The organism is Kribbella sp. NPDC055071 (assembly GCF_053608045.1).
The window spans coordinates 365,386-385,733 of sequence record NZ_JBSGUS010000002.1; the positions used below are offsets into that span (position 1 = coordinate 365,386).

General features: G+C 68.1%; 20 protein-coding genes. 11 read left to right on the forward strand and 9 right to left on the reverse strand.

Annotated elements, in window-relative coordinates:
• Positions 1 to 74: 74 nt before the first annotated feature.
• Both ACWF4Z_RS05140 and ACWF4Z_RS05145 read right to left on the reverse strand, forming a co-directional pair.
• Positions 75 to 578 carry an SRPBCC family protein gene (locus tag ACWF4Z_RS05140; protein WP_452241654.1) on the reverse strand — a complete coding sequence of 168 codons (504 nt, stop codon included), beginning with the start codon at positions 576 to 578 and terminating at the stop codon, positions 75 to 77.
• Positions 575 to 1,147 carry a TetR/AcrR family transcriptional regulator gene (locus tag ACWF4Z_RS05145; protein WP_452241655.1) on the reverse strand — a complete coding sequence of 191 codons (573 nt, stop codon included), beginning with the start codon at positions 1,145 to 1,147 and terminating at the stop codon, positions 575 to 577. The genes ACWF4Z_RS05140 and ACWF4Z_RS05145 overlap by 4 nt, the downstream gene beginning before the upstream one ends.
• 108 nt (positions 1,148 to 1,255) lie before the next feature.
• Here ACWF4Z_RS05145 and ACWF4Z_RS05150 point away from each other — a divergent pair, with 108 nt between their 5' ends.
• The 3 genes from ACWF4Z_RS05150 to ACWF4Z_RS05160 are packed head-to-tail and all read left to right on the forward strand — an operon-like array spanning position 1,256 to position 4,136.
• The gene (locus ACWF4Z_RS05150) at positions 1,256 to 2,431 is read left to right on the forward strand and encodes an MFS transporter (protein ID WP_452241656.1); all 1,176 of its coding nucleotides are present in this window, start codon (positions 1,256 to 1,258) and stop codon (positions 2,429 to 2,431) included.
• A 2-nt stretch (positions 2,432 to 2,433) separates the two neighbouring features.
• Entirely contained in the window at positions 2,434 to 2,904 is a 471-nt protein-coding gene (locus ACWF4Z_RS05155) for a MarR family winged helix-turn-helix transcriptional regulator (protein ID WP_452241657.1), read from the forward strand.
• Entirely contained in the window at positions 2,901 to 4,136 is a 1,236-nt protein-coding gene (locus tag ACWF4Z_RS05160) for an MFS transporter (RefSeq protein WP_452241658.1), read from the forward strand. The genes ACWF4Z_RS05155 and ACWF4Z_RS05160 overlap by 4 nt, the downstream gene beginning before the upstream one ends.
• Here the strand turns inward: ACWF4Z_RS05160 and ACWF4Z_RS05165 are convergent.
• Positions 4,123 to 5,007, reverse strand: coding sequence for a formylglycine-generating enzyme family protein (locus ACWF4Z_RS05165; RefSeq protein WP_452241938.1), 885 nt, complete (start codon positions 5,005 to 5,007; stop codon positions 4,123 to 4,125). The genes ACWF4Z_RS05160 and ACWF4Z_RS05165 overlap by 14 nt on opposite strands.
• Before the next feature lie 59 nt (positions 5,008 to 5,066).
• On the reverse strand, positions 5,067 to 5,930 hold the full coding sequence (locus ACWF4Z_RS05170) for an LLM class flavin-dependent oxidoreductase (RefSeq protein WP_452241939.1): 864 nt from the start codon (positions 5,928 to 5,930) through the stop codon (positions 5,067 to 5,069).
• A 70-nt stretch (positions 5,931 to 6,000) separates the two neighbouring features.
• Here ACWF4Z_RS05170 and ACWF4Z_RS05175 point away from each other — a divergent pair, with 70 nt between their 5' ends.
• Positions 6,001 to 6,639 carry a hypothetical protein gene (locus tag ACWF4Z_RS05175; RefSeq protein ID WP_452241659.1) on the forward strand — a complete coding sequence of 213 codons (639 nt, stop codon included), beginning with the start codon at positions 6,001 to 6,003 and terminating at the stop codon, positions 6,637 to 6,639.
• On the opposite strand, the gene ACWF4Z_RS05180 is transcribed toward ACWF4Z_RS05175, so the two are convergent.
• Positions 6,622 to 7,380, reverse strand: coding sequence for an AIM24 family protein (locus tag ACWF4Z_RS05180; protein WP_452241660.1), 759 nt, complete (start codon positions 7,378 to 7,380; stop codon positions 6,622 to 6,624). The genes ACWF4Z_RS05175 and ACWF4Z_RS05180 overlap by 18 nt on opposite strands.
• A 229-nt stretch (positions 7,381 to 7,609) precedes the next feature.
• Here ACWF4Z_RS05180 and ACWF4Z_RS05185 point away from each other — a divergent pair, with 229 nt between their 5' ends.
• The 4 genes from ACWF4Z_RS05185 to ACWF4Z_RS05200 all read left to right on the forward strand — a co-directional run bounded on the left by ACWF4Z_RS05185 (position 7,610) and on the right by ACWF4Z_RS05200 (position 12,254).
• Positions 7,610 to 8,926, forward strand: a complete 1,317-nt coding sequence (locus tag ACWF4Z_RS05185) for a bifunctional o-acetylhomoserine/o-acetylserine sulfhydrylase (protein ID WP_452241661.1) — start codon at positions 7,610 to 7,612, stop codon at positions 8,924 to 8,926.
• 17 nt (positions 8,927 to 8,943) lie between these two features.
• Positions 8,944 to 10,008 (forward strand): homoserine O-acetyltransferase MetX, encoded by a 1,065-nt coding sequence (gene metX / locus ACWF4Z_RS05190; RefSeq protein WP_452241662.1) that lies wholly within the window; start codon positions 8,944 to 8,946, stop codon positions 10,006 to 10,008.
• An 89-nt stretch (positions 10,009 to 10,097) separates the two neighbouring features.
• Positions 10,098 to 10,769, forward strand: a complete 672-nt coding sequence (locus ACWF4Z_RS05195) for a hypothetical protein (protein WP_452241663.1) — start codon at positions 10,098 to 10,100, stop codon at positions 10,767 to 10,769.
• 27 nt (positions 10,770 to 10,796) lie between these two features.
• Positions 10,797 to 12,254 (forward strand): peptide MFS transporter, encoded by a 1,458-nt coding sequence (locus tag ACWF4Z_RS05200; protein WP_452241664.1) that lies wholly within the window; start codon positions 10,797 to 10,799, stop codon positions 12,252 to 12,254.
• A 9-nt stretch (positions 12,255 to 12,263) separates the two neighbouring features.
• Here ACWF4Z_RS05200 and ACWF4Z_RS05205 read toward each other — a convergent pair whose 3' ends face one another.
• Complete coding sequence (locus ACWF4Z_RS05205) at positions 12,264 to 12,884, reverse strand: hypothetical protein (protein ID WP_452241665.1); 621 nt, start codon at positions 12,882 to 12,884, stop codon at positions 12,264 to 12,266.
• A gap of 142 nt (positions 12,885 to 13,026) precedes the next feature.
• Between ACWF4Z_RS05205 and ACWF4Z_RS05210 the strand changes: the two genes are divergently transcribed.
• Complete coding sequence (locus tag ACWF4Z_RS05210; protein WP_452241666.1) at positions 13,027 to 14,988, forward strand: histidine kinase; 1,962 nt, start codon at positions 13,027 to 13,029, stop codon at positions 14,986 to 14,988.
• Positions 14,976 to 15,626, forward strand: coding sequence for a response regulator transcription factor (locus tag ACWF4Z_RS05215; protein WP_452241667.1), 651 nt, complete (start codon positions 14,976 to 14,978; stop codon positions 15,624 to 15,626). The genes ACWF4Z_RS05210 and ACWF4Z_RS05215 overlap by 13 nt, the downstream gene beginning before the upstream one ends.
• 1 nt (position 15,627) lies before the next feature.
• On the opposite strand, the gene ACWF4Z_RS05220 is transcribed toward ACWF4Z_RS05215, so the two are convergent.
• The 3 genes from ACWF4Z_RS05220 to ACWF4Z_RS05230 are packed head-to-tail and all read right to left on the reverse strand — an operon-like array spanning position 15,628 to position 19,000.
• Positions 15,628 to 17,166 (reverse strand): AMP-binding protein, encoded by a 1,539-nt coding sequence (locus ACWF4Z_RS05220; RefSeq protein WP_452241668.1) that lies wholly within the window; start codon positions 17,164 to 17,166, stop codon positions 15,628 to 15,630.
• Entirely contained in the window at positions 17,163 to 18,038 is an 876-nt protein-coding gene (locus ACWF4Z_RS05225) for an SDR family oxidoreductase (protein ID WP_452241669.1), read from the reverse strand. The genes ACWF4Z_RS05220 and ACWF4Z_RS05225 overlap by 4 nt, the downstream gene beginning before the upstream one ends.
• Entirely contained in the window at positions 18,017 to 19,000 is a 984-nt protein-coding gene (locus tag ACWF4Z_RS05230; protein ID WP_452241670.1) for an alpha/beta hydrolase, read from the reverse strand. Before ACWF4Z_RS05230 ends, ACWF4Z_RS05225 begins: the two co-directional genes overlap by 22 nt.
• Before the next feature lie 152 nt (positions 19,001 to 19,152).
• Between ACWF4Z_RS05230 and ACWF4Z_RS05235 the strand changes: the two genes are divergently transcribed.
• Positions 19,153 to 20,310, forward strand: coding sequence for a helix-turn-helix domain-containing protein (locus ACWF4Z_RS05235; RefSeq protein ID WP_452241671.1), 1,158 nt, complete (start codon positions 19,153 to 19,155; stop codon positions 20,308 to 20,310).
• Positions 20,311 to 20,348: the final 38 nt, after the last annotated feature.

Genomic DNA, 20,348 nt, shown 5'->3' on the forward strand with positions numbered 1-20,348 from the left:
ATACTCCCGACCCAACCACCACCTCACTCATCCGTCCAATGAATCTTTCAGCATGACTTCATGCGTCAGCTGGATCAATTGGCGGCACGGGCGGCGAGGGCCTGGTTCATCGCTTCGAACTGGGGCTTGATGGTGGTTTTGAGCATCGAGCGGGTGAAGGGGATGGCGACGCCACGGAAGCGTTCTTCCTGGATCAGGTGGGTGCGGCCGTCCGGGAGAGGCTCGAGGCGGAAGGCGTGTTCGCCGTCGAAGATGCCGCCGAAGGCGATCTTGCCGATCCAGCGGAGCTCCTTGTTCGGCTCGACCGCGAGGAGTTCGGGCGTGAACGTCGTCTCGGCGCCCTTGGTGTCGCGCAGGACGTTGGTGATGGTCGCGCCCTTGGTCAGGTCGCCGGTCGACGAAATGATGAAAGGGTTCCACTCCGGGTAGGCCTGCCGGTCGGTGAGGACCTTCCAGACCTGCTCGGGGCTCGCGTCGATGTCGAGCTCGGTGTGCAGGACGAACGGGCGGGCGATGGTGTAGATCGTGTAGCCGGCCAGCAGGACGACGACGACGGCGATTGCGGTGAGGATCTTCATGGCTGCTCCAGATCGGGTCCGAGGGTGCTGAGCACCAGCTCCCTCACGTAGGCGGAAGTGATCGGCTCGCCGGTGACGAGGAGCCGGTAGTACAGCGGCCCGACGAGCTGGTCGACCAGCACGGCGGGATCGGCGTGTGCGGGCACGCGGCCCTCGGCTTGGGCTTGTGCGAGTACGGCGGTGACAGCCGCATGCCGCTCACCCCAGAGGGCGCGCACGCTCTCGCCGACACGAGGTTCGCGGGCGGCAGCCGCGGCCAGGTCGGCGACCAGCGTGACCGGCAGCGCGCTCAACGTGGTGGCGACGCCGGTGACGAGGTCGGTGAGATCGCGCCGCGAGTCGCCACTCGGCTCGAACGGTACGGCGGAACGGAGCTGGGCGATCATCGCGATCACCAGCTCGGCCTTGCTCGGCCAGCGCCGGTACAGCGTGGTCTTGGCGACCCCGGCCCGCTCCGCGACCCGGTCGACCGAGAGTCCGTCGTACCCCCGGGCCCGCATCTCGGTCATCGCGGCCTGCAGGAGCCGGCCCTCCACTCCGGCGTCGCGTGGTCGTCCTCGGCCTACCATCGTTCCTCTTTCCGCTACTGCTGTGTCGTATTTAGACAATTTACGAGACTGGAGTAGCGAAAAGCAACACTGACATCGCCTGTCAGGTATTGCTGGCACCGTAGGTGCGTGACCACCTACAAGCTGCTGTTGCCGGCGGCCTTCATCACCTCGCTCGGGAACAACATCCAGTTGCTCGGCGCCGCGCTGCTGCTGGTGCGCGCCCAGGGATCGATGCTGGATGTCGGCTGGCTGTTCATCGCGGTCGCGGTCCCGCAGGCCGTGCTCTCGCCGTACTTCGGTGGCCTGGCGGACCGCTTCGACCGGCGCCGGTTGTGGATCGGGTGTGACCTGGTGAGTGCGATCGCAGCGCTCAGCCTGCCTGTCGGTCTCGCGCTGGGCGGACCTCAACAACCCCTCATCTACGCAACCAACTTCGCGCTCGCGGTGATGGCGGCGCTGTTCACCCCGACCAGCGCGGCGCTGGTCCGAGAGCGCGTACCCCTCGCCACCCTCCGCCCCTTCAATGCTCACTACGAGATCGCGCTCCAGTCCGGAATGTTGCTCTCGGCATCAATAGGCGGCTTCGCGCTCCAGCTCTTCGGCTCGGCCCCGCTCTTCGTCTTCAACGGTTTGACGTTCGTTGCCTCCGCGCTCCTGCTTGCCGCCGTTGGTCCGACCCGCCGGCGTGTGGAGGTCGTCGAGGAGTTGCCGCAGGTCACCGAACGGACCGGGCTGCCGCTGGCTCCGTTGGCCTTGCTGTTCGGGCAGGGGCTGGTTGTGGTGACGGTGTTCAATGCACTGTTGCCGGTGTTGGTGATCGGGGAGTGGCATCGCGGGCCGGCGGTTCTCGGGGTCGTGGATGCGGTGGGTGGTGTCGGGTTCCTGCTGGCCGCGGTGGCCTACCGGCGTTCGGTCGTACGGCTCGGTGATCTTCGCCTCGCGGTGGTGGGCTTCCTCGTGTGCAACGTGCTGCTGGTGCTGCAGCCGCTGTTCGGAGTCGGTGCGTTGATGGGACTCGTGCTCGTCGGTGCGTTTGTGTTCGGGCAGGCCCGGATCGCGACCCGATCCTTGCTCATGACCTCGGTCGACGAGTCGCGGGTCGGGCATGCGTTCGGCGTCGCCAACGGGTACGGTCTGGCCGCCACGGTCGTGGTCATGCTGGTCACCTCGGTGGTCACCGGCCACACCGACACCCGGTTCGGCTTCGCGACCCTGGCCGCGATCAGCCTGCTGGCCGCCGTCCTGGCCATCGCCCGGATCAAGCGATCGAACAGAACTTATATAAGTACTGTTATGATTTGAGGATGGATGACCCGACCGAGCTGAGTCAGTGGCGGCCGTTGCACGAGTTGCTGGCGCGGATGGATGCCGAGATCGCGAGTATCTACACCGATCGCGAGGTCAAGGGGCTGAAGCCCAGCTACGTGATGGAGCTGCTCCGGCTGCACACCAAGGGCCCGATGACGATCACCGAGCTGGCCGAGTCGGTCGGCCGGACGCATTCGGCCTTGAGCCAGAAGGTTTCGGCGATGCGGACGGCCGGCTTCGTCCGGACCGTGCCCGGGACCGATGCCCGCAGCAAGAAAGTCGCGCTGACCCCGAAGGCGAAGAAGCTCGTCGACCTCCTGGCCGCCGAGTGGCGAGCCACCGAGGCCGCGATCACGGAGCTCGAGGCCGAGCTGCGGTATCCGATGACCCAGGTCGTGCGGGACGTCGAAGCAGCCCTGGCCCGGAAGAGTTTCCACGACCGAATCGCCGACAAGCTGGACAAATGAGCGTCCGGCACGCGCTGATCGACCTGGAGCCGTTGCGGGCCGTCCCGGCGTTCCGGCGGTTGTGGGTCGGGCAGGTGCTGTCGACGTTCGGTGGTCAGCTGGCCTTTGTCGCCGTGATGTTCCAGGTCTGGGACCAGACCCGGAGTACGGCGTGGACCGGCGCCGTCGGGTTGTCGCAGGCGTTGCCGCTGATCCTGCTCGGGTTGTTCGCCGGCGCGGTCATCGACCGGGTCGAGAGACGCCGGTTCTACCTGATCACCATCTGCGGCCAACTGGTCGCCGCCGGGGCGATGGCGAGTCAGCTGGTGATCGGGCCGGTGCCCGTCGGCGTACTGCTTGGGCTTGTTGCCGCGCAGGCTTCGTTCGGGGCCGCGGCCGGACCGGTCGCGCGGACCGTGCTCCCGCAGTTGCTGCCGCGCGACCTCCTCGCGGCCGGCATCGCACTGAACCGGGTTGGCTTCCAGGCCGCGATGCTGGTCGGCCCCGCGCTCGGCGGTGTCGTGGTGAACGCTTGGGGCACGGGCGCGTGCTACCTGATCGACTGCCTGAGCTTTCTCGCCGCGCTGTACGGCGTCCTCGGACTGCCGCGGATGCGGACCGAAGCCGTCGCCAAGCCCGGTCTGCGGGCCGTTTGGGACGGATTGACGTTCGTCGCGGCAACGCCGGTGATCCGTGGCGCGTTGATCACCGACCTGGCGGCGACCGTCCTGTCGATGCCGATCAGCCTGTTCCCGGTGATCAATGCGGAGCGATTCGGCAACGATCCGCGGACACTCGGGCTGTTCCTGACGGCGATCGCGGTGGGCGGTGTCGCGGCGTCGATGCTGTCCGGCACGTTCACGCGGCTGCCACGTCACGGCGTGGTGATGCTGGTCGGATCGGCTGGATGGGGTGTCGCGCTGGTGTTGTTCGCGTTCTCGCCGGTGCCATGGCTGGCGTTGGTGTTCCTGGCTGTGGCCGGTGCGGCGGACACGGTCTCGGTCGTCTCCCGCAGCACGATCGTCCAGCTCCACACGCCGAGTGAGCTGCTCGGCCGGGTCAGCGCCGCCGAGCAGATTGTCGGCCAAGCCGGTCCCGACCTGGGCAACCTCCGCGGCGGCCTGGTCGCCCAGTTCACCTCGCCGGTGCTGGCCCTGGCCTCCGGGGCGGTGCTGTGTGTGGCCGCGGTGGCCGCCGTCGCCGTGACCACGCCGGGTTTGCGGGCTGCCGACGTACGGATCACACCGTCGTGAGTGCGACCGTGCGGAAGCCGGCGTTGCCCATCGACGACTCGGGGGTGTTGGAGGAGCGGGCGGCGTTGCGGTAGCGGTTGCAGTAGGAGTCGTGGCAGAGATATGAGCCACCGCGGATCACCCGGGCCGCTCCGAGCTTGGGTCCCTGCGGGTCGATGGCGGGGGAGAACTTGTAGTACCGCGGGCCGAACCAGTCCCCGCACCACTCCCACACGTTGCCGACCGTCTGCCACAGGCCGTAGGCGTTCGGCGCGAAACTCCGCACCGGAGCGGTCGTGAGGTAGCCGTCGTCGAGGTCGTTGCGTTCCGGGAAGTCGCCCTGCCAGATGTTGCACTGCCACTCGCCGTCGGCCGTCAGCAGCTCGTCACCCCAGGGATACCGCGCGTTCTCGAGCCCACCGCGCGATGCGAACTCCCACTCGGCCTCGGTCGGCAGCCGCCGGCCCGACCACTTGCCGTAGGCAACGGCATCGTGCCAACTCACGTGGACGACGGGATGGTCGTCGAGACCCTCCAGATCAGACCGGGATCCACCCGGATGCCGCCAGTCCGCACCTCGCACGCCGGCCCACCACGGTGTCCCCGCAGCGGGCCCCATCACCTCATCCGGCGCAGCCTGCAACGCCAGGTGAAACACCGCGGAGTATCCGAACGTCTCGGCCTCGGTCCGATACCCGGTGTCGTCGACGAACCGGGCAAAATCCCGGTTGGTCACGGGGGTCGCATCGATGTTGAAGGCGGAGACGGTGACCCGATGAACCGGTGCCTCGCCGTCGCACGCGTTCCCGTCCCCAGTGGAATCACCCATCGCGAACTCGCCGCCCGGGACAACCACCTGCTCGACCTCATGAATCCCACACTCCTCCGGCAGCGGAGGAGGCACACTCCCCACCTCCGCCCGAGGAGGCGCACAACAGGACGACTCTTCGGTCACCGCGGAGGACCTTCATGGATCCGGCGCAGGACCGGGTCGAGCCGATAGAAGTCCGTGCCGGTGATGAGTTGGCGTTCGTCCCACCAGGTGGCGCCGGCCTCGGCGAGAGGCTCGATCAGCGCGCGGGCCTTGGCCGGGTCCGTAGGGCTGACGCCACCGACAACGATGTCGTACGGCGTGGTCCGGCCGGTGTGCTGGTCACGGAGATAGCTGGCGACAGCACGCACATCGTCGACGGGCGGAGCCTCGCCATGGTTGGCGGATTCGAACAGCGGTACGGCGCCGTCCCAGCGCGCGGCTCGTCGCATCGGTGCCTTCCGCGGCCAGTATCCGGCGATCCACACCGGCGGCCGCGGCTGCTGAACCGTTGCCGGCAGCAACGTCACGTCGTCGACGCGGTAGTGCGGGCCGTCGTGGTTGACCGCCGTACCCGACCAGTACGCCGCGAGCAGGTCGAGCCCCTCGTCGAGCTTCTCGGCCAGGACCCTCGGATCCGTCTCGTCGCCGAAGCTGCCGAACTCGTCCGCGATCGGCGCACCGAGCCCTGCCGCGAAGATCACCCGCCCGCCGGACAGCGCGTCCAGCGTCGCGACCTGCCGGGCCAACTGCTCCGGCCGCCGTCGCGCAACCGGTGTCACCAACGGCGCCAGCTTGATCCGCGAGGTCGCCATCCCGGCCGCGGTCAGCAACATCCACGGATCCCCGAACGCCTGCCCGCGCCGCCGCGCCTTGGTCTGCACCACGTGATCCCAGACGAACAGCCCGTCCCACCCCGCCTCCTCGGCGGCGACCGCCACCTGCGCGACCGCATGGGCGTCGGCGAAGTCCCCGAAGTTCGGAATGTTGATCGAGAAGCGCATCGTCACCAGGCCAACCGTAGTTCGTCCATCGACAGCGCAGTTGCCATCCCGGCATAGTAGCGTCGGGCCTGTGCGGATCCTCTTTGTGGGAAACAGCTTCACGGCGCGGAACAACCTGCCTGGTCTGCTCAAAGGGCTGGCCGGTGCTCGTGGGATCGAGCTGGACTTCACGCTGATTCAGGCCGGTGGTGCGTCGCTGCGGCAGCACCTCAACGCCGGTAAATCGCTCGACGCGATCGCGACCGGCGGATTCGACACCGTCGTACTGCAGGAGCAGAGCACGCTGCCGATCAAGAGCCCGGCGCGGTTCCGGGACAGTGCGCGCGACTTCCATGCCGCGATCTCGGCTGCGGGCGCCCGGACGGCGCTGTACGAGACCTGGGCCCGGCGCAACGCGCCGGAGACCCAGCAGGCGCTCACGGATGCGTACGGCGGGAGCGCGGTGGAGCTGGCGGCGACACTCGTCCCGGTCGGGTCGGTGTGGAAGCGCTTCTTGAGCCGGTTCGACCAGCCTGTGCTGCACGATGCGGACAACAGTCACCCGGCGCTCGCGGGGAGCTACCTGGCGGCGTGCGTGTTCCTGATTGCGCTGCTGAGCGAGGATCCGGTCGGCACCGACGTACCGGTGAAGGGCCTCGATGCCGACACCGCGGCCCTTCTCCGGCAAGCTTCGTGGGATATCTGCACGGAGTTAGCGTCCGCCGAGTAGACCGCCCAGCATGCCGCCGACACCGCCGTCCTGACCGGCCTGGGTGCCGCCGCCGGTCCCGGAGATGAATCCGCCGGACGGCTCCTCGGACGGCTGGACGACGACGAAGCCCTGGCCCTGGAAGCTCATCGTGAACGCCTCACCGGTGCTGCGACCGAGCAGCGTGCCGAGGCCGATCTGGTCGGCCCGGGTGTAGCCGGTCTGGAGGCCGGTCGACCAGCAGATCGCGGACTGCGGGTCGGCGAACGTCGGCTGGTCCACGGTCAGCACCACGGGCGTGCCCTTGCAGGTGATCGCGAGGCGGCCCTGGCCGGAGAACACGCAGTTGAACAGACCTGCGTTCGACAACATGCCGGCACCCTGGACCCGCTGGATGTCCCAGCTCAGCGACGACTCGAACGCGAGCACGTTGCCGCCGTTGATGCTGAGCCCGTCGTGCGGACCCTCCAGGTCGATCAGATACACGTCCGAAGCGCGATCGGCCAGGAACACGTCACCCTCGCCGCGCATCTTCATCAGCGGCACGCCTTCGCCGGTCAGCTTGCTCTTCAGGAACTTCCCGATCCCGCCGGAGCCCTGGGCCTCGAACTGCACGTTCCCCTGGTACGCGACCATCGCACCCTGCCGCGCGAACACCTCACCGCGCAGCTCGACCTTCAGCAGCTTCGAGTTCTGCAACCGCAGCCCGGCCTGGGCCGACTCCTGCTCCTGATTCCCCGCCGCAAACAATTCACTCCGCACAGCCAACCCCCTCGTCGGATAACAACCCTCAGACCCTAATTTCCCCCGACCCCGCAACGCCCGTCCATCCCCACGCCCTGCCCCAAAACCCGCCAACGTCTGCCCCTCCGAACCGGCCGTCGCCGGCTGTTGTTGCGCGGTCACAGATCAGTCCACCCAGCGAGACGCCAACAGGTAAGTCGACCAAATCACTAAACTTTCAGCACAAACTTCGCGAAAGGGGCTACTGATGACCACGCCGAACTGGTCGTTCGAGACCAGGCAGATCCATGCCGGCCAGACGTCCGACCCGACCACCAAGGCCAGGGCGCTGCCGATCTACCAGACCACGTCGTACACCTTCGACAGCACCGACCATGCGGCCAGCCTGTTCGGACTGCAGGAGTTCGGCAATATCTACACCCGCATCCAGAACCCGACCCAGGACGCGGTCGAGCAGCGCATCGCCAGCCTGGAAGGCGGCACCGCGGCGCTGTTGGTCAGCTCCGGTCAGGCCGCGACGAGTCTCGCGCTGCTGAACATCGCCGAGGCGGGCGACCACGTCGTCAGCAGCCCGAGCCTGTACGGCGGCACCTACAACCTGTTCCACTACACGTTCCCGAAGCTCGGCATCGAGGTGAGCTTCGTCGAGGACCCGAGCGACCTGGAGTCCTGGAAGGCCGCGATCAAGCCGAACACCAAGGCGTTCTTCGGTGAGACGATCGCGAACCCGAAGAGCGAGATCTTCGACATCGAGGGCATCGCCGGGGTAGCGCACGAGTACGGCGTACCGCTGATCGTGGACAACACCGTCGCCACGCCGTACGTGCTGCGGCCGCTCGAGCACGGTGCCGACGTGGTGGTGCACTCGGCGACGAAGTACCTGGGCGGGCACGGTACGGCGATCGCCGGCGTGATCGTGGACAGCGGCAAGTTCGACTACGCGGCGAACCCGGAGCGCTTCCCCGGCTTCAACCAGCCGGACCCGAGCTACCACGGGCTCACCTACGGTACGGCGCTCGGCGTCGGTTCGGACCTGGGCAACCTGGCCTACATCCTGAAGGCCCGGGTGCAGTGGCTGCGCGACCTCGGTACGGCGTTGTCGCCGTTCAACGCGTTCCTGATCGCGCAGGGTCTGGAGACGCTGTCGCTGCGGATCGAGCGGCACCTCGACAACGCCCTCAAGGTCGCGCAATGGCTGGAAGCACGGGACGAGGTGGACAGCGTCGCGTACGCGAGCCTGCCGTCGAGCCAGTACTACGAGCTCGCGCAGAAGTACACACCGCGCGGTGCGGGTGCGGTCGTCGCGTTCGAGATCAAGGGTGGGGTGGATGCAGGCAAGCGGTTCGTGAACGCGCTGCAGCTGCACAGCCACGTCGCGAACATCGGCGACGTCCGCTCGCTGGTGATCCACCCGGCCTCGACCACCCACAGCCAGCTGTCGGAGGAGGATCAGCTCGCGTCCGGCGTCACCCCGGGCCTGGTCCGGCTCGCGGTCGGGCTCGAACACATCGACGACATCCTGGCCGACCTCGAGGTCGGGTTCGCCGCGGCCAAGTCGGCCTGATGCCGTGAGGCGATTCGTTGCTGCAGGCAATCTTCAGCTCGAGAGTGGTACGACGCTGCCCGGCGTACGGATCGCCTACGAAACCTGGGGGCCGGCTGAACGGTGCCCGGGACAACGCCGTCCTGATCTGCCACGCGCTCACCGGTGATGCGCACGTGGTCGGGCCGGCCGGTCCCGGGCAACCGACGCCGGGGTGGTGGGACGGGCTGACCCGCTACCTCGACCCCGCCGACTGGTACGTCGTCGCCGCGAACGTGCTCGGTGGTTGCCAGGGCACCACCGGGCCGTCGAGCGATGCGCCGGACGGGCGACCGTGGGGGAGCAGGTTCCCCGCGATCACCGTCCGGGACCAGGTCACCGCCGAAGCGGCACTGACCGATGCCTTGGGGATCGATCGGTGGGCGGCGGTGATCGGCGGCTCGATGGGCGGTATGCGCGCGCTCGAGTGGCCATTGCTCTACCCGGACCGCGTCGGTACGGCGATCGTTCTCGCCTCCACCGGCTACGCCACCGCCGACCAGATCGCCTGGTGCGCGCCACAACTCGCCGCGATCACCGCGGATCCGGACTGGCAGGGCGGCGACTACTACGGCACCGGCCGCTCCCCGGTCGCCGGGCTCGGCATCGCCCGCCGGATTGCGCACGTCACCTACCGCTCGGAGTTCGAGCTGGCGACCCGCTTCGGACGCGAGGCGCAACCCGGCGAGGATCCCTCGCGTGGCGGCCGCTATGCGGTCGAGTCGTACCTCGATCACCACGCCGCCAAGCTCACCCGGCGCTTCGATCCCGGTTCGTACGTCGTCCTGACCCGCGCGATGAACAGTCACGACGTCACCCGCGGCCGGGGCGACCTGCACACAGCCTTGGCCGCACTGAAGGCCCGGCTGGTGGTGGCGGCTGTCGACTCCGATCGGCTCTACCCACCGGCTCTGTCGGCCCAGCTCGTCGCTGCCTACCCCGCGGCTGACGGGGTCCACACGATCACGTCGCCGTACGGTCATGACGGCTTCCTGATCGAGCTCGATCAGGTCGGTGCGCTGATCGCCCGGACCCTGCAGGTCAGCTCGCCGTCCCGGCCCTGAATCGCGGGTTGAGAACCGGCCCGTGTGGGCACCGGGGGCGCATGCGGCAGTGTGTTGAGGTGCGGTCCAGCCGGTTACCGTACAGGCGGGTGTGGCGAACAGCTGTAGGGCTGCTGGCCGCGATCGGTCTGGCGGCCGCGCTGGTGTTCAGCGGTGTGACGACGAATCTGGTCTCGTTCCTGCTCGCGGCGTTCGTGGGCGGATCCCTCTGCCTCAGTATCGGATTGGCGCGCGACCTGCCGTCGATCGACCTGATGCATGCGGTGCCGCGCTGGGCCGGCCGTGGCGGCCTGATCGCGCTGGCGATCCTCGGGTACGCCGTCGCCGTGGGACTGGGGACCCTCGCCCTGCTCGGGCTGATCGTTGCCTCGTCACCATGGTTCGTCGCGCGGCTGAAACCTACCGAGACTCTTTCCGCGCCCGAGGCCGTGGAGAGGAAGGTGCGTAGTCCCAGGCCGCGCGTGCAGAAGCGCGCCGCGACACCAGTGGTCGACCTCCCGTTGGTCCGCTCGTATCGGTCCGCCGTACGGCAGACTCTGGGTGAACTGAGCGACGAGGAGCTCTGCCTGGCGTGGCGGCGGAGCTTCAGGCAGTTGCAGGTGGCAACGGAATCGGAACGGCGGCAGGTGATGTCCGACGTACGCCGTGCCTATCTCGACGAGCTCGAGCGACGGCACCCCGAGGAGTTCGCCGCCTGGATCGGATCCGGGGCGCGGGCCGCGGGTGACCCGGCCAAGTTCTTCATCCACCACACCACCTGAATCCGCAGGCAACAGTCGGGAGCCGCAGTGAGTAGTACCGAAGCCGATCGCAGTGAGCGCACGTTCTTCGGGCATCCGCCCGTGCTCGCGAACCTCTTCGGGGTCGAGCTGTGGGAGCGGTTCTCGTTCTACGGTATGCAAGGCATCCTGTTGATCTACCTGTACTACACCGCCGCCCAGGGCGGTCTCGGGATCGACGAAGGCACCGCGACCAGCATCGTCGGCGCGTACGGCGGTCTCGTCTACCTGTCGACAATCCTCGGGGGTTGGTTGGCCGACCGGCTGCTGGGTCCCGAGCGGACGTTGTTCGACGCGGCCGTCGTCGTCATGCTCGGCCACATCGCGCTGGCCCTGATCCCGGGCCTGGCGGGTGTCGCGGTCGGGCTGGTGCTGATCGGCTTCGGCAGCGGTGGGGTGAAGGCCAACGCGACCTCCCTGGTCGGCACGCTCTACGCGGAGAAGGACGATCGTCGCGACGGCGGGTTCTCGCTGTTCTACCTCGGCATCAACCTCGGTGCCTTCGCCGGCCCGCTGCTCACCGGCCTGCTGCAGAAGAACGCCGGCTTCCACTACGGCTTCGGCCTGGCCGCCGCGGGCATGTTCCTCGGGCTCGTCCAGTATGGCGCGGGCCGCCGGCGACTGAGTGACACCGCTCGCGAGGTCCCGAATCCCTTGCCGGCCGAGGGGGCCCGCCGGGTCGCCATCGGAGCCGGGGTCGCGCTCGTGGTCGTCGTACTGATCCTGGTATCCGGAGTGCTGCCGGCGTCGAAGTACGCGATCGCCGTCGCGGTGATCAGTGCGCTCGCGGCGATCGCATACTTCATCGTGATCCTCGGCAGTGGCCGGTTGACGCAGATCGAGCGCAACCGGGTCGTTGCCTTCATCCCCTTGTTCATCGCGAGCGCGGCGTTCTGGTCGCTCTACCAGCAGCAGTTCACCGTGGTGACGATCTACTCCGACCAGCGTCTGGACCGGAATCTGTTCGGCTGGGAGATGCCGGTCTCGTTCGTGCAGTCGATCAACCCGGTGATGATCATCGTGCTGTCCGGTGTCTTCGCGGCGATCTGGACCAAGCTCGGCCCGCGCCAGCCGTCGACGCCGGTCAAGTTCAGCGCCGGCCTGATCGTGATGGGCGTCGCGTTCCTGCTCTTCCTCACGATGTCCGGCGGCGGCCCGAACAGCGCGCCCCTCCTCGGCCTGGCCGGCATCCTCCTCGTCTTCACGATCGCCGAGCTCCTCCTCTCCCCGGTAGGCCTCTCCCTGTCCACAAAACTCGCCCCAGAAGCCTTCCGAACCCAGATGGTCGCCCTGTTCTTCCTGTCGGTAGCCCTCGGAACGGCGATGTCCGGCGTCCTCGCCAAGCTCTACTCCACCGACCACGAAACCCCCTACTTCGGCATCATCGGCGCCATCGCCATCCTCCTGGGCCTACTCCTCCTCCTCACCGCCAAGCCCATCACCAAACTGATGAGCGGCGTCCACTGAACCCGGCGTTCACTGGTTGAGGTGGGCTTGGAGGCGGGGTTCGGTGGTGGCGGCGGATGGATGGGGGTAGGTGGCGGCGAACAGGATGGTGAGGGTGGCGCCGTAGATGGCTACGCCGACGGGGAGGGCGCTGGTTGCGCTGAGGCCGATCATTGCGACGGACCAGAGGCCGGCGCCCAGTGGTGTGTACCGGCGCCAGCCGGCCCATTCGTGTGACCGCAGGACGACGACGCCCGCGATGAGGAGGCCGACCGCGGTGAGCGCTACGCCCAGGCCGAAGACGCCGCCGACAATCTTCGGGGCGGTCTGGTCGAGGCGCTGGTCGGCGATCGGGATGGATGCGAGTTCGGCGCCGAAGAGCACGAGGGTTCCCACAGCGGCGGTCATCGCCCCGCCGCGTCCGGCGCGGGTGGTGAGGCTGCGGACAACGCCGAGTACGCCGATGAAGACGAGGATGTGCAAGGCGGCGTACAGGATCGAGACACCGACGATGGCGTCGCTGCTCCACGGATAGCTCCACAGGTCCTCGGACACGTCGGATCGTGGCTTGACCACCGCCTCCACGAGTACGCCCGACACTGTTGTTAGGACGGCTCCCACCAGGCCGATGACAGCAAGTTTGCGGTTCATGATTCCCACCTTTCTCTGAGTGCTTCGACGGTAGGAACCGGCGACCTTCCGCCACATCGGCGCCAGCACGCCACTGGGCGCGCGGATTCGCGTCAGTGCCAGCACTGTTGGCGGGATCGCGTGACGCTGCCACGATGGTCGCGTGGGTGACCGTCGGCCGGTGCCGGCCTTGTTGTTCGGAGCGACCGCGCTCGCGGAGATCGCCGCGATCGTGCTGTCGTGGCGCCTCGAGCCTGGCTACGACACGCTCCTCTACGGCTTGTTCAGCCTCACGTCGGTCGGTGCGGGCGCGGTGATCGCCCGTCGCCGGCCGGAGAACCCGATCGGCTGGCTCTTCTGCGGATTCGGGCTCCTCAACGCGCTCAGCGCGGATCTGGCGCAGGGCTGGGGACTCCGGGCCGCGGCCGAGGGCTGGGCCGGTGGCCCGATCGCCGAGGCAATCTCTGCCGTCAGTTGGCTACCGAGCGGCTACGGATGGACACTCACGTTCCTGCTCTTTCCGACCGGCCGGCTACCGAGCCCACGCTGGCGCCCGGTGCCGTGGATCGGAGCCGCCGGTCTCGTGGTCGGCATGGTGGCCTGGATGCTCAGTCCGGACCGCGGCCAGGACTTCAGCAGCGGCCGCAATCCGCTCGCGGTCGAATCGCTGCCCACCGGTACTCTGCTGGCGATCGGGATGCCGCTCTTCCTCGGGGCTTTGATCGCCGCCGTTGTCTCGCTCGCCCTCCGCTTCCGCCGCTCGACCGGGCTGGAACGCCAGCAACTGAAGTGGTTCGCACTGGCCGCGTCCATCGCCGGCGTCGCGCTGCCGGCGAGCTTCCTGCTCTGGTACGTCACTCCAGCCGCCGGCGTCATCGCAGCGCTCGCGCTGTCCGGGCTGCCGTTGGCGGCCGGAGCCGCGATCCTGCGGTACCGGCTCTACGACATCGACCTGTTCATCAGCCGGACCGTTGCCTACGCGGGCATCACCGTCGCCCTGATCTCGGCGTACGCGTTCGTGACCGTTGCCTTGGGCGCCTTTCTCGGCCGGGGCTCGGGCTGGACCGTTGCCGTCGCAACGCTGGTCTGCGCGATGCTCTTCCGCCCCCTGCGCGGACGCGTGCAGGACCTCGTCGACCGTCGCTTCAACCGATCCCGGTACGACGCTCTGCACCGGATGGCCGCCTTCCTGGCCGACGTGCGGTCCGGCCGACGGCCGCCCGAGGACGTCCGCGCGGTGCTGCGCGAGATCCTCGCGGACCCCGGCCTGGACCTCCTGGTCTTCCTCCCGGAAAGTCAGCGGTACGTCGATCTCGACGGCACTCCGCGGTCGGACACCGATACCCGGTACCGAATCGCGATCGAGCGCGGCGATCAGTCGATTGGTGTAGTCCTGTCCGAGCGCAGCAGCATGCTGGGTCCGGACCTGGTCCGTCGCGTCGTCGAGGACGGTGGACTCGCGATCGAGATCGCTCGCCTCCGCGCGGAGCTGAGTGTCCAGCTGGTCGAGGTGAAGGCGTCGCGAGCGCGCATCGTCGCTGCCGGTCACGCCGAGCGTCGGCGGATCGAGCGCGATCTGCACGACGGCGCGCAGCAGCGCTTGGTGTCGATCGGCCTGGCCCTGCGGCACGCCCAACACCAACTCGGCTCCGGGTCGTCCGCGGCCGTGCGGACCACCTTGGACGGCGCGATCGCGGAGGCGGGGGTAGCGATCGGCGAGCTTCGCGAGCTCGCCCGCGGATTGCCGCCCGCACAACTCGATGCCGGCCTTGCTCCCGCGTGTCAGGAGCTCGCGCGCCGTGCGCCGCTCGAGGTCTCCGTACAGATGCCCGACCAGCGCTTCGACACCGGGATCGAGGCCGCTGCCTACTTCATCTGTTGTGAGGGCCTCACCAACGCCGTCAAGCATGCGGACGCCACGCGGGTCGAGCTGATCGCCGACCACACCGACCGGAGGCTGGTCGTGCGCGTGGTCGACGACGGCGTCGGCGGTGCGCTCGCCCGCCACGGCACCGGGCTGACCGGTCTCGCCGACCGGGTCGCGGCCCTCGGCGGGACCTTCCACATCCAGAGCCGGCCCGGCGCCGGTACGACGCTCGTCGCGGAGCTGCCATGCGGATCGTGATCGCCGAGGACCAGGTGTTGCTCCGGGAAGGGCTGAAGATGCTCTTCGTCGACGGCGGACATGAGGTCGTTGCGGCCCTCGGTGACGCGAACGGGCTGCTCGACACGGTGACGTCGTACCGGCCGGATCTCGTGGTTGCCGATATCCGGATGCCGCCAGGGTTCGGCGATGAAGGTGCGCGGGCGGCCCGGGTGGTTAAGGACGCCTATCCGGACATCGGCGTACTCCTGTTGTCGCAGCACATCGAGACCAGCCAGGTGGTCGAACTCGTGTCCCTGGGCGGATTCGGGTATCTGCTCAAGGACCGGGTGCTCGATGTGGGGGAGTTCCTGGCCGCGGCCGAGCGGGTCGCGCGGGGCGGGTCGGCGCTGGATCCTCAGGTGGTCGCCGGTTTGGTGGCGCATCGTGGTGCAGGCGATCCGCTCGCGATCCTGACGGACCGCGAGCGGGAGGTGCTCGAGCTGATGGCGGAAGGCCTGACCAACAGCGGGATCGCCAAGCGGCTCTATCTGAGTGAGCGAACCGTCGAGGCGCATGTCCGGCACCTGTTCACCAAGCTCTCGCTCCCCGAAACCGAGGACGGTCATCGCCGGGTGCTTGCCGTACTCGCCTGCCTGAGTGCGGACCGAACTCGCTGAGTCAGCGCAATTGGTTGCGGAGGGCAAATTTTTGGATCTTGCCGGAGGGGGTCGTGGGGAACTCGTCGACCAGGCGCCAGAGTTTGGGGATCTTGTGGCGGGCCAGGTGGCCGTGGAGGAACGCCTGCAGGTCGTCGGGTGACGGCGTACTGCCTGGGGTGGGTCTGACGAAGGCGGCGACCTGTTCGCCCCAGTGGGGATCGGGTACGCCGACGACCGCGACGTCGGCGATGGACGGGTGGGTGATCAGGAGCTGTTCGATCTCGCGCGGGTAGATGTTCTCGCCGCCGCGGATGATCAGCTCCTTCAGCCGGCCTTCGATCCGGTAGTAGCCCCGGTCGTCCATGCTGGCGAGGTCGCCGGTGCGGAGCCAGCCGTCGGCGTCGATGGCCGCGGCGGTCTGATCGGGGTCGTCGAAGTACCCCGCCATCACGTGGTAGCCGCGGGTCCACAGCTCGCCGACCTCGTTCGTCGCGGCCGGTTGCCCGTCTCGGACGATCTTCACCTCGGCGCCCGGCAGTGGTCGGCCGATCGTCTCGGCGCGGTCGTCCGGCGCGTCGTCCAACCTGGTCATGGTGATGCAGGGCGACGCTTCGGTCTGCGCGTAGACGATCGCCATCGGGACGCCCAGGGCCGCTTCGACCCGGCGGACGAGATCGGGCGCGACCGTGGCACCGCCGGAGAGGGCGTACCGCACCGACGAGAGGTCCGTGGAGCTGAAGGCCGGGTGGGCGAGGATCGCGAGGAGCATGGTGGGTACGGCGGCTAACTGGGCGCCGTGCTCGGATTCGATCAGGTTCAGGTGCAGCCCTGGATCGAAGCCGGGCAGGAGCACGTGGGCGCCGAGGCTCGCCAGCGGCGCGAGAGTTCCCTGCACGCAGCCGGCCGTGTGGAACAAGGGCATCGTGTTGACGAAGACCTCACCCGGTTGCATGTCGAAGGTGCGAACGTACGAGAGTCTGGCGTTGTTGGTGATGGATCGATGCCGTAGTACGGCGCCTTTCGGGGCCCCCGTCGTACCGGAGGTGTATTGGATCTGGGCGGGATCCTCGGGGCGGACCGTCGGCAGGGGCTGGGTGGGGGAGGCCTCTGCGCGGAGGTCGTTCCAGTCTTCGAAGAGGAGGATCTCGCGCAGCTCGGGCAGCTCGGGGCGGACGGCGAGAAGTGTGTCCAGCAAGGGGTTGTCGCGGTACTGACGGATCAGGAAGATGCCGGCCGCGCGGGACTGGCGCAGGACGTGGACGAGTTCGCGGTCGCGCAGCGCGGGGTTGACCGTGACGAGCGTGAGGCCGGCCAGACCGGCGGCGAATTCGAGCATGATCCACTCGGGCAGGTTGTTCGCCCAGACCGCGACTCGCTCACCGGGCTGGAACCGGCCGAGCAGGGCCTTGGCGACCTGCTCGGATTCGGCCAGGAGTTCGTCGTACCGCCAACGACGTCTCGCGGCGGGGTCGGGCAGGCCCTCGACCAGCCCGACCGAGGAGGGCGCCTGCTCGGCGGCCCAGCGGAGGAGGGAGCCGACGGTTTCGTCGATGATCATGAGGTGCGTCCATCGATCCAGAACGGCTGCTCCGGTGCCTTGCCGTTGAGCCAGTAGGAGTCGAGGTCCGCGGCCGACCAGCCGCGTTCGGTCAGGATCTCCTCGTCGGTCACCATCCGGCCGGTGCACGTCTTCGGCTCGCTGGTGAGGATCTCCATCGCCGCATCCACGTAGATGTCCGGCCGGCGCCACTGCGCGGGCTCGCCCATCCGCTCCGCACCCCAGTTCCGGGTCGCGGCCGTGTCGATCGGCGCGGCCGGCCAGAGTGCGTTCGCCGCGATGTTGTCCTCGAAATGCTCGGCCGCGATCCCGAGCTCCAGCCGGCTCATGCCCATCTTCGTGGTCATGTACGCCGCTTTGCCGGGCGTGGCCGTGGTCGTCACTGCGGGGCTGTTGGTGAGGAGATGACCCCAGCTCTGCCGGACCATGTGGGGTAGGGCGTAGTACGCGGCGAGGTAGGCGGCGCGGACGTTCACTTGCCACATCAGGTCGTACCGTTTCGGTGGGGTGTCGATCACTCGCTCCCACCACAGCGCGCCCGCGTTGCTCACCACGATGTCGACGCGACCGAACTCGTCCACAGTCCGGTGGATGAGGTGCTCGACGTCGGTCTCCGCGCGTACGTCGGTTCGTACGGCGATCGCTCGCCCGCCGAATGCCTTCACCTCCGCCGCAACCGAGTGGATCGTGCCCGGCACTCGTGCGTCCTCAACCTCGCTCTTACCGCTCACGACCACATCCGCTCCGGCTGCGGACAGCGCCAGCACCAGAGCACGCCCGATCCCACGGCTGCTCCCCGTCACCACCGCCACCCGGCCATCCAGCTCACCACTGTGGTCCCGTTTGGCCTTCAAAATTTGGCCTCCAGCCACTCTGCGGCTCGATCGAATCCGGCCGTGTTGTTCAGCTCGAGCGCGATGTCGTGCCCGGCTCCGGGCTGGACGTAGACCTCGGCTCCGGCCGGGAACAGCGCGGGCGCTTGTTGCTCCAGGCCCCTTTGGGTGCAGGCGATCGGATTGCAGATCACGCGATCGAGCGCGCCGACTTCACGCAAGGTCGGTACGCCGATGCGGGTGCTGAGGCCGGTGTTCACCTCGACCAGGTAGGTCGTCTCGGACAACGATGCGGTGTCCTTGAGCGCGTCGTCGGCGGCGATCACCGCGGGGTCCGCGTTGTCTGCCTGGTAGAAGAACCCTCGGGTGCCCGGCCGGGTTGTCACGTAGGTCGGGTCGACGATCTTTCCGAGGAACCTTGGGTCGATCGCGGCCGGCCAGAGCGTCGAGACCAGGCCGACGACTCCGAGGGCGCTGGGTTGCTGGAACCAGCCGGTGCCGATCACGCCGTCGACGTCGTGGTAGGTCGCGCTGGTGAGGTCGGCGACAAAGGTGCCGTAGGAGTGGCCGGTCAGCACGACTTTCGGGTAGGCGCGGCCGAGCTCGCCGGCTCGTACTGCCGCCACGACTTGGTGCACGGCGTCGGCGTTCGAGTAGGCATTCACGGTCACCCCGAGCGGAGGCCGGGTGGACTTACCGATGCCGAGGCGGTCGATGGCGAGCGTGTCGTAGCCGCGGGCGTTCATGTACTTCACGTACGAATAGCGGCCGTCGAAACCCGGGAGGTCGAAGTACGCGTGGGTGTAGGTGACGCCGGGGACGAGGATCTGGAGCGGTTTGCCGGTGGATGCTGGGGCTCGGCAGTACCGGCCGTAGATGACGCCGTCGGGGACGCCGGCGATCGAGATCGGGGTACTGATGTCCGAACACACCGGTTGCTGAGCGGGCACGGTCATTGGGAGCATCGCCAGAGCGATTGCGGTGAGCGAGGCGAGCACCATCTGACCTCCGTTGCGGTGACAATCCGGCTCTCTCGTCGCAGCCTGGATCCGGGCGGGTCCGGCGGACAATGTCCGGGGTGATCGAGATCGCCGGGCCGGTTTGTTCGGAGTGACAACTCCTGCGCGGTGACCTGCGGGGTTACGCTGCTGAGATGCAGGCTCGCGACGAGCTGTCGGCTCTCAGTTACCAGGTTCTCGACCGGCTGGATGCTGTCGTGGAAGGCATGTGCCGGCGGGTGTACTCCGAGCTCCCGTTCTACTCCGACGGCGATGTCAGCGTCGATCTACGGCGTTCCGTGCACGACAATCTCGTCCCGGTCCTGCGAAGCCTGAGTACGGACGCACCGCTCGACCTCGGGCCCGCGCGAGCCATCGGCCGTGAACGCGCCGAGCAGAACGCGCCGTTGCCCGAGGTGCTTCGGGCGTTCCGGATCGGCTTCGAAGAACTGTGGCGGGACCTTGTGGACACCGCGCGTACGACGGGACTCGCCGGCGACCAGAGTCTGGTCGACGCGGCCACGACTGTCTGGCGGTTGGCGGGCGAATGCACCGACGCCTTGGCGATCGCGTATCGCGCCTCCTCGACGGAGCTCGCCGTTCAGCTCGAGCACCGGCGGCTGGCGTTGCTCGACGCGCTCTTCCTCGGTACGGCGACGGACACAACCACGTTGTGGGAGATCGGTGCAGCGCTCAGTACGCCGCTCAACGGTCGCTTCCTCGTGGCGATCACGCGGGACGCCTCTGCGCAGGAACTGGGTGCGCGGCTGCGACGGCACGGCGTCCACTCGACGTGGCGATGGCAGCCGGATGCGCTGACCGGACTGCTCTCACTCGGCTCCGGCGTACCGGAGTCCGTCGTACTGGCTGATCTTGAAGGCTCTGTCACCGGCGATATGGGAGTCAGTGCATCGTTCGAACACCTGCGGGAGACGCCGCGGGCGCTGCACGATGCACGGATCGCGCTGACGACTCTGACGCATCAGGGCGGCAAAGTCGTCCAGTACGACACGAGTCCGCTGGCGATGCTCGTCAGCGCCGCCCCCGCCGAGGCGGAACGCATCAGCACCGCCGTCCTCGGCGAACTTCTGGCTCTAGGCGTCCACGAGCGGTCCGTCCTGATCCAAACCCTCCGCTCCTGGTCAGCCAACGAAGGATCCCCCACCCGAACCGCCGAACAACTCCACTGCCACCCCAACACCATCCGCTACCGCCTCCGCCGCATCGAATCCCTCACCACCCGCTCCCTCCGCAACCCCCAACACCTAGCCGAACTGATAACCGCCCTCAACGCCCTCCGAGTCCGCAACTGACTTCTCCCCCGCGTGCTACAGCGGTCGCTCCTTCGTCG

Bases quoted from the DNA above. Each gene is read 5' to 3' on its own strand.
- ACWF4Z_RS05160 (WP_452241658.1), top strand. From the start codon at position 2,901: ATGAGCGTCCGGCACGCGCTGATCGACCTGGAGCCGTTGCGGGCCGTC.
- ACWF4Z_RS05205 (WP_452241665.1), bottom strand. From the start codon at position 12,884: ATGAACCGCAAACTTGCTGTCATCGGCCTGGTGGGAGCCGTCCTAACA.
- ACWF4Z_RS05140 (WP_452241654.1), bottom strand. From the start codon at position 578: ATGAAGATCCTCACCGCAATCGCCGTCGTCGTCGTCCTGCTGGCCGGC.
- ACWF4Z_RS05230 (WP_452241670.1), bottom strand. From the start codon at position 19,000: ATGGTGCTCGCCTCGCTCACCGCAATCGCTCTGGCGATGCTCCCAATG.
- ACWF4Z_RS05220 (WP_452241668.1), bottom strand. From the start codon at position 17,166: ATGATCATCGACGAAACCGTCGGCTCCCTCCTCCGCTGGGCCGCCGAG.
- ACWF4Z_RS05145 (WP_452241655.1), bottom strand. From the start codon at position 1,147: ATGGTAGGCCGAGGACGACCACGCGACGCCGGAGTGGAGGGCCGGCTC.
- ACWF4Z_RS05185 (WP_452241661.1), top strand. From the start codon at position 7,610: ATGACCACGCCGAACTGGTCGTTCGAGACCAGGCAGATCCATGCCGGC.
- ACWF4Z_RS05235 (WP_452241671.1), top strand. From the start codon at position 19,153: ATGCAGGCTCGCGACGAGCTGTCGGCTCTCAGTTACCAGGTTCTCGAC.
- ACWF4Z_RS05155 (WP_452241657.1), top strand. From the start codon at position 2,434: ATGGATGACCCGACCGAGCTGAGTCAGTGGCGGCCGTTGCACGAGTTG.
- ACWF4Z_RS05170 (WP_452241939.1), bottom strand. From the start codon at position 5,930: ATGCGCTTCTCGATCAACATTCCGAACTTCGGGGACTTCGCCGACGCC.
- ACWF4Z_RS05215 (WP_452241667.1), top strand. From the start codon at position 14,976: ATGCGGATCGTGATCGCCGAGGACCAGGTGTTGCTCCGGGAAGGGCTG.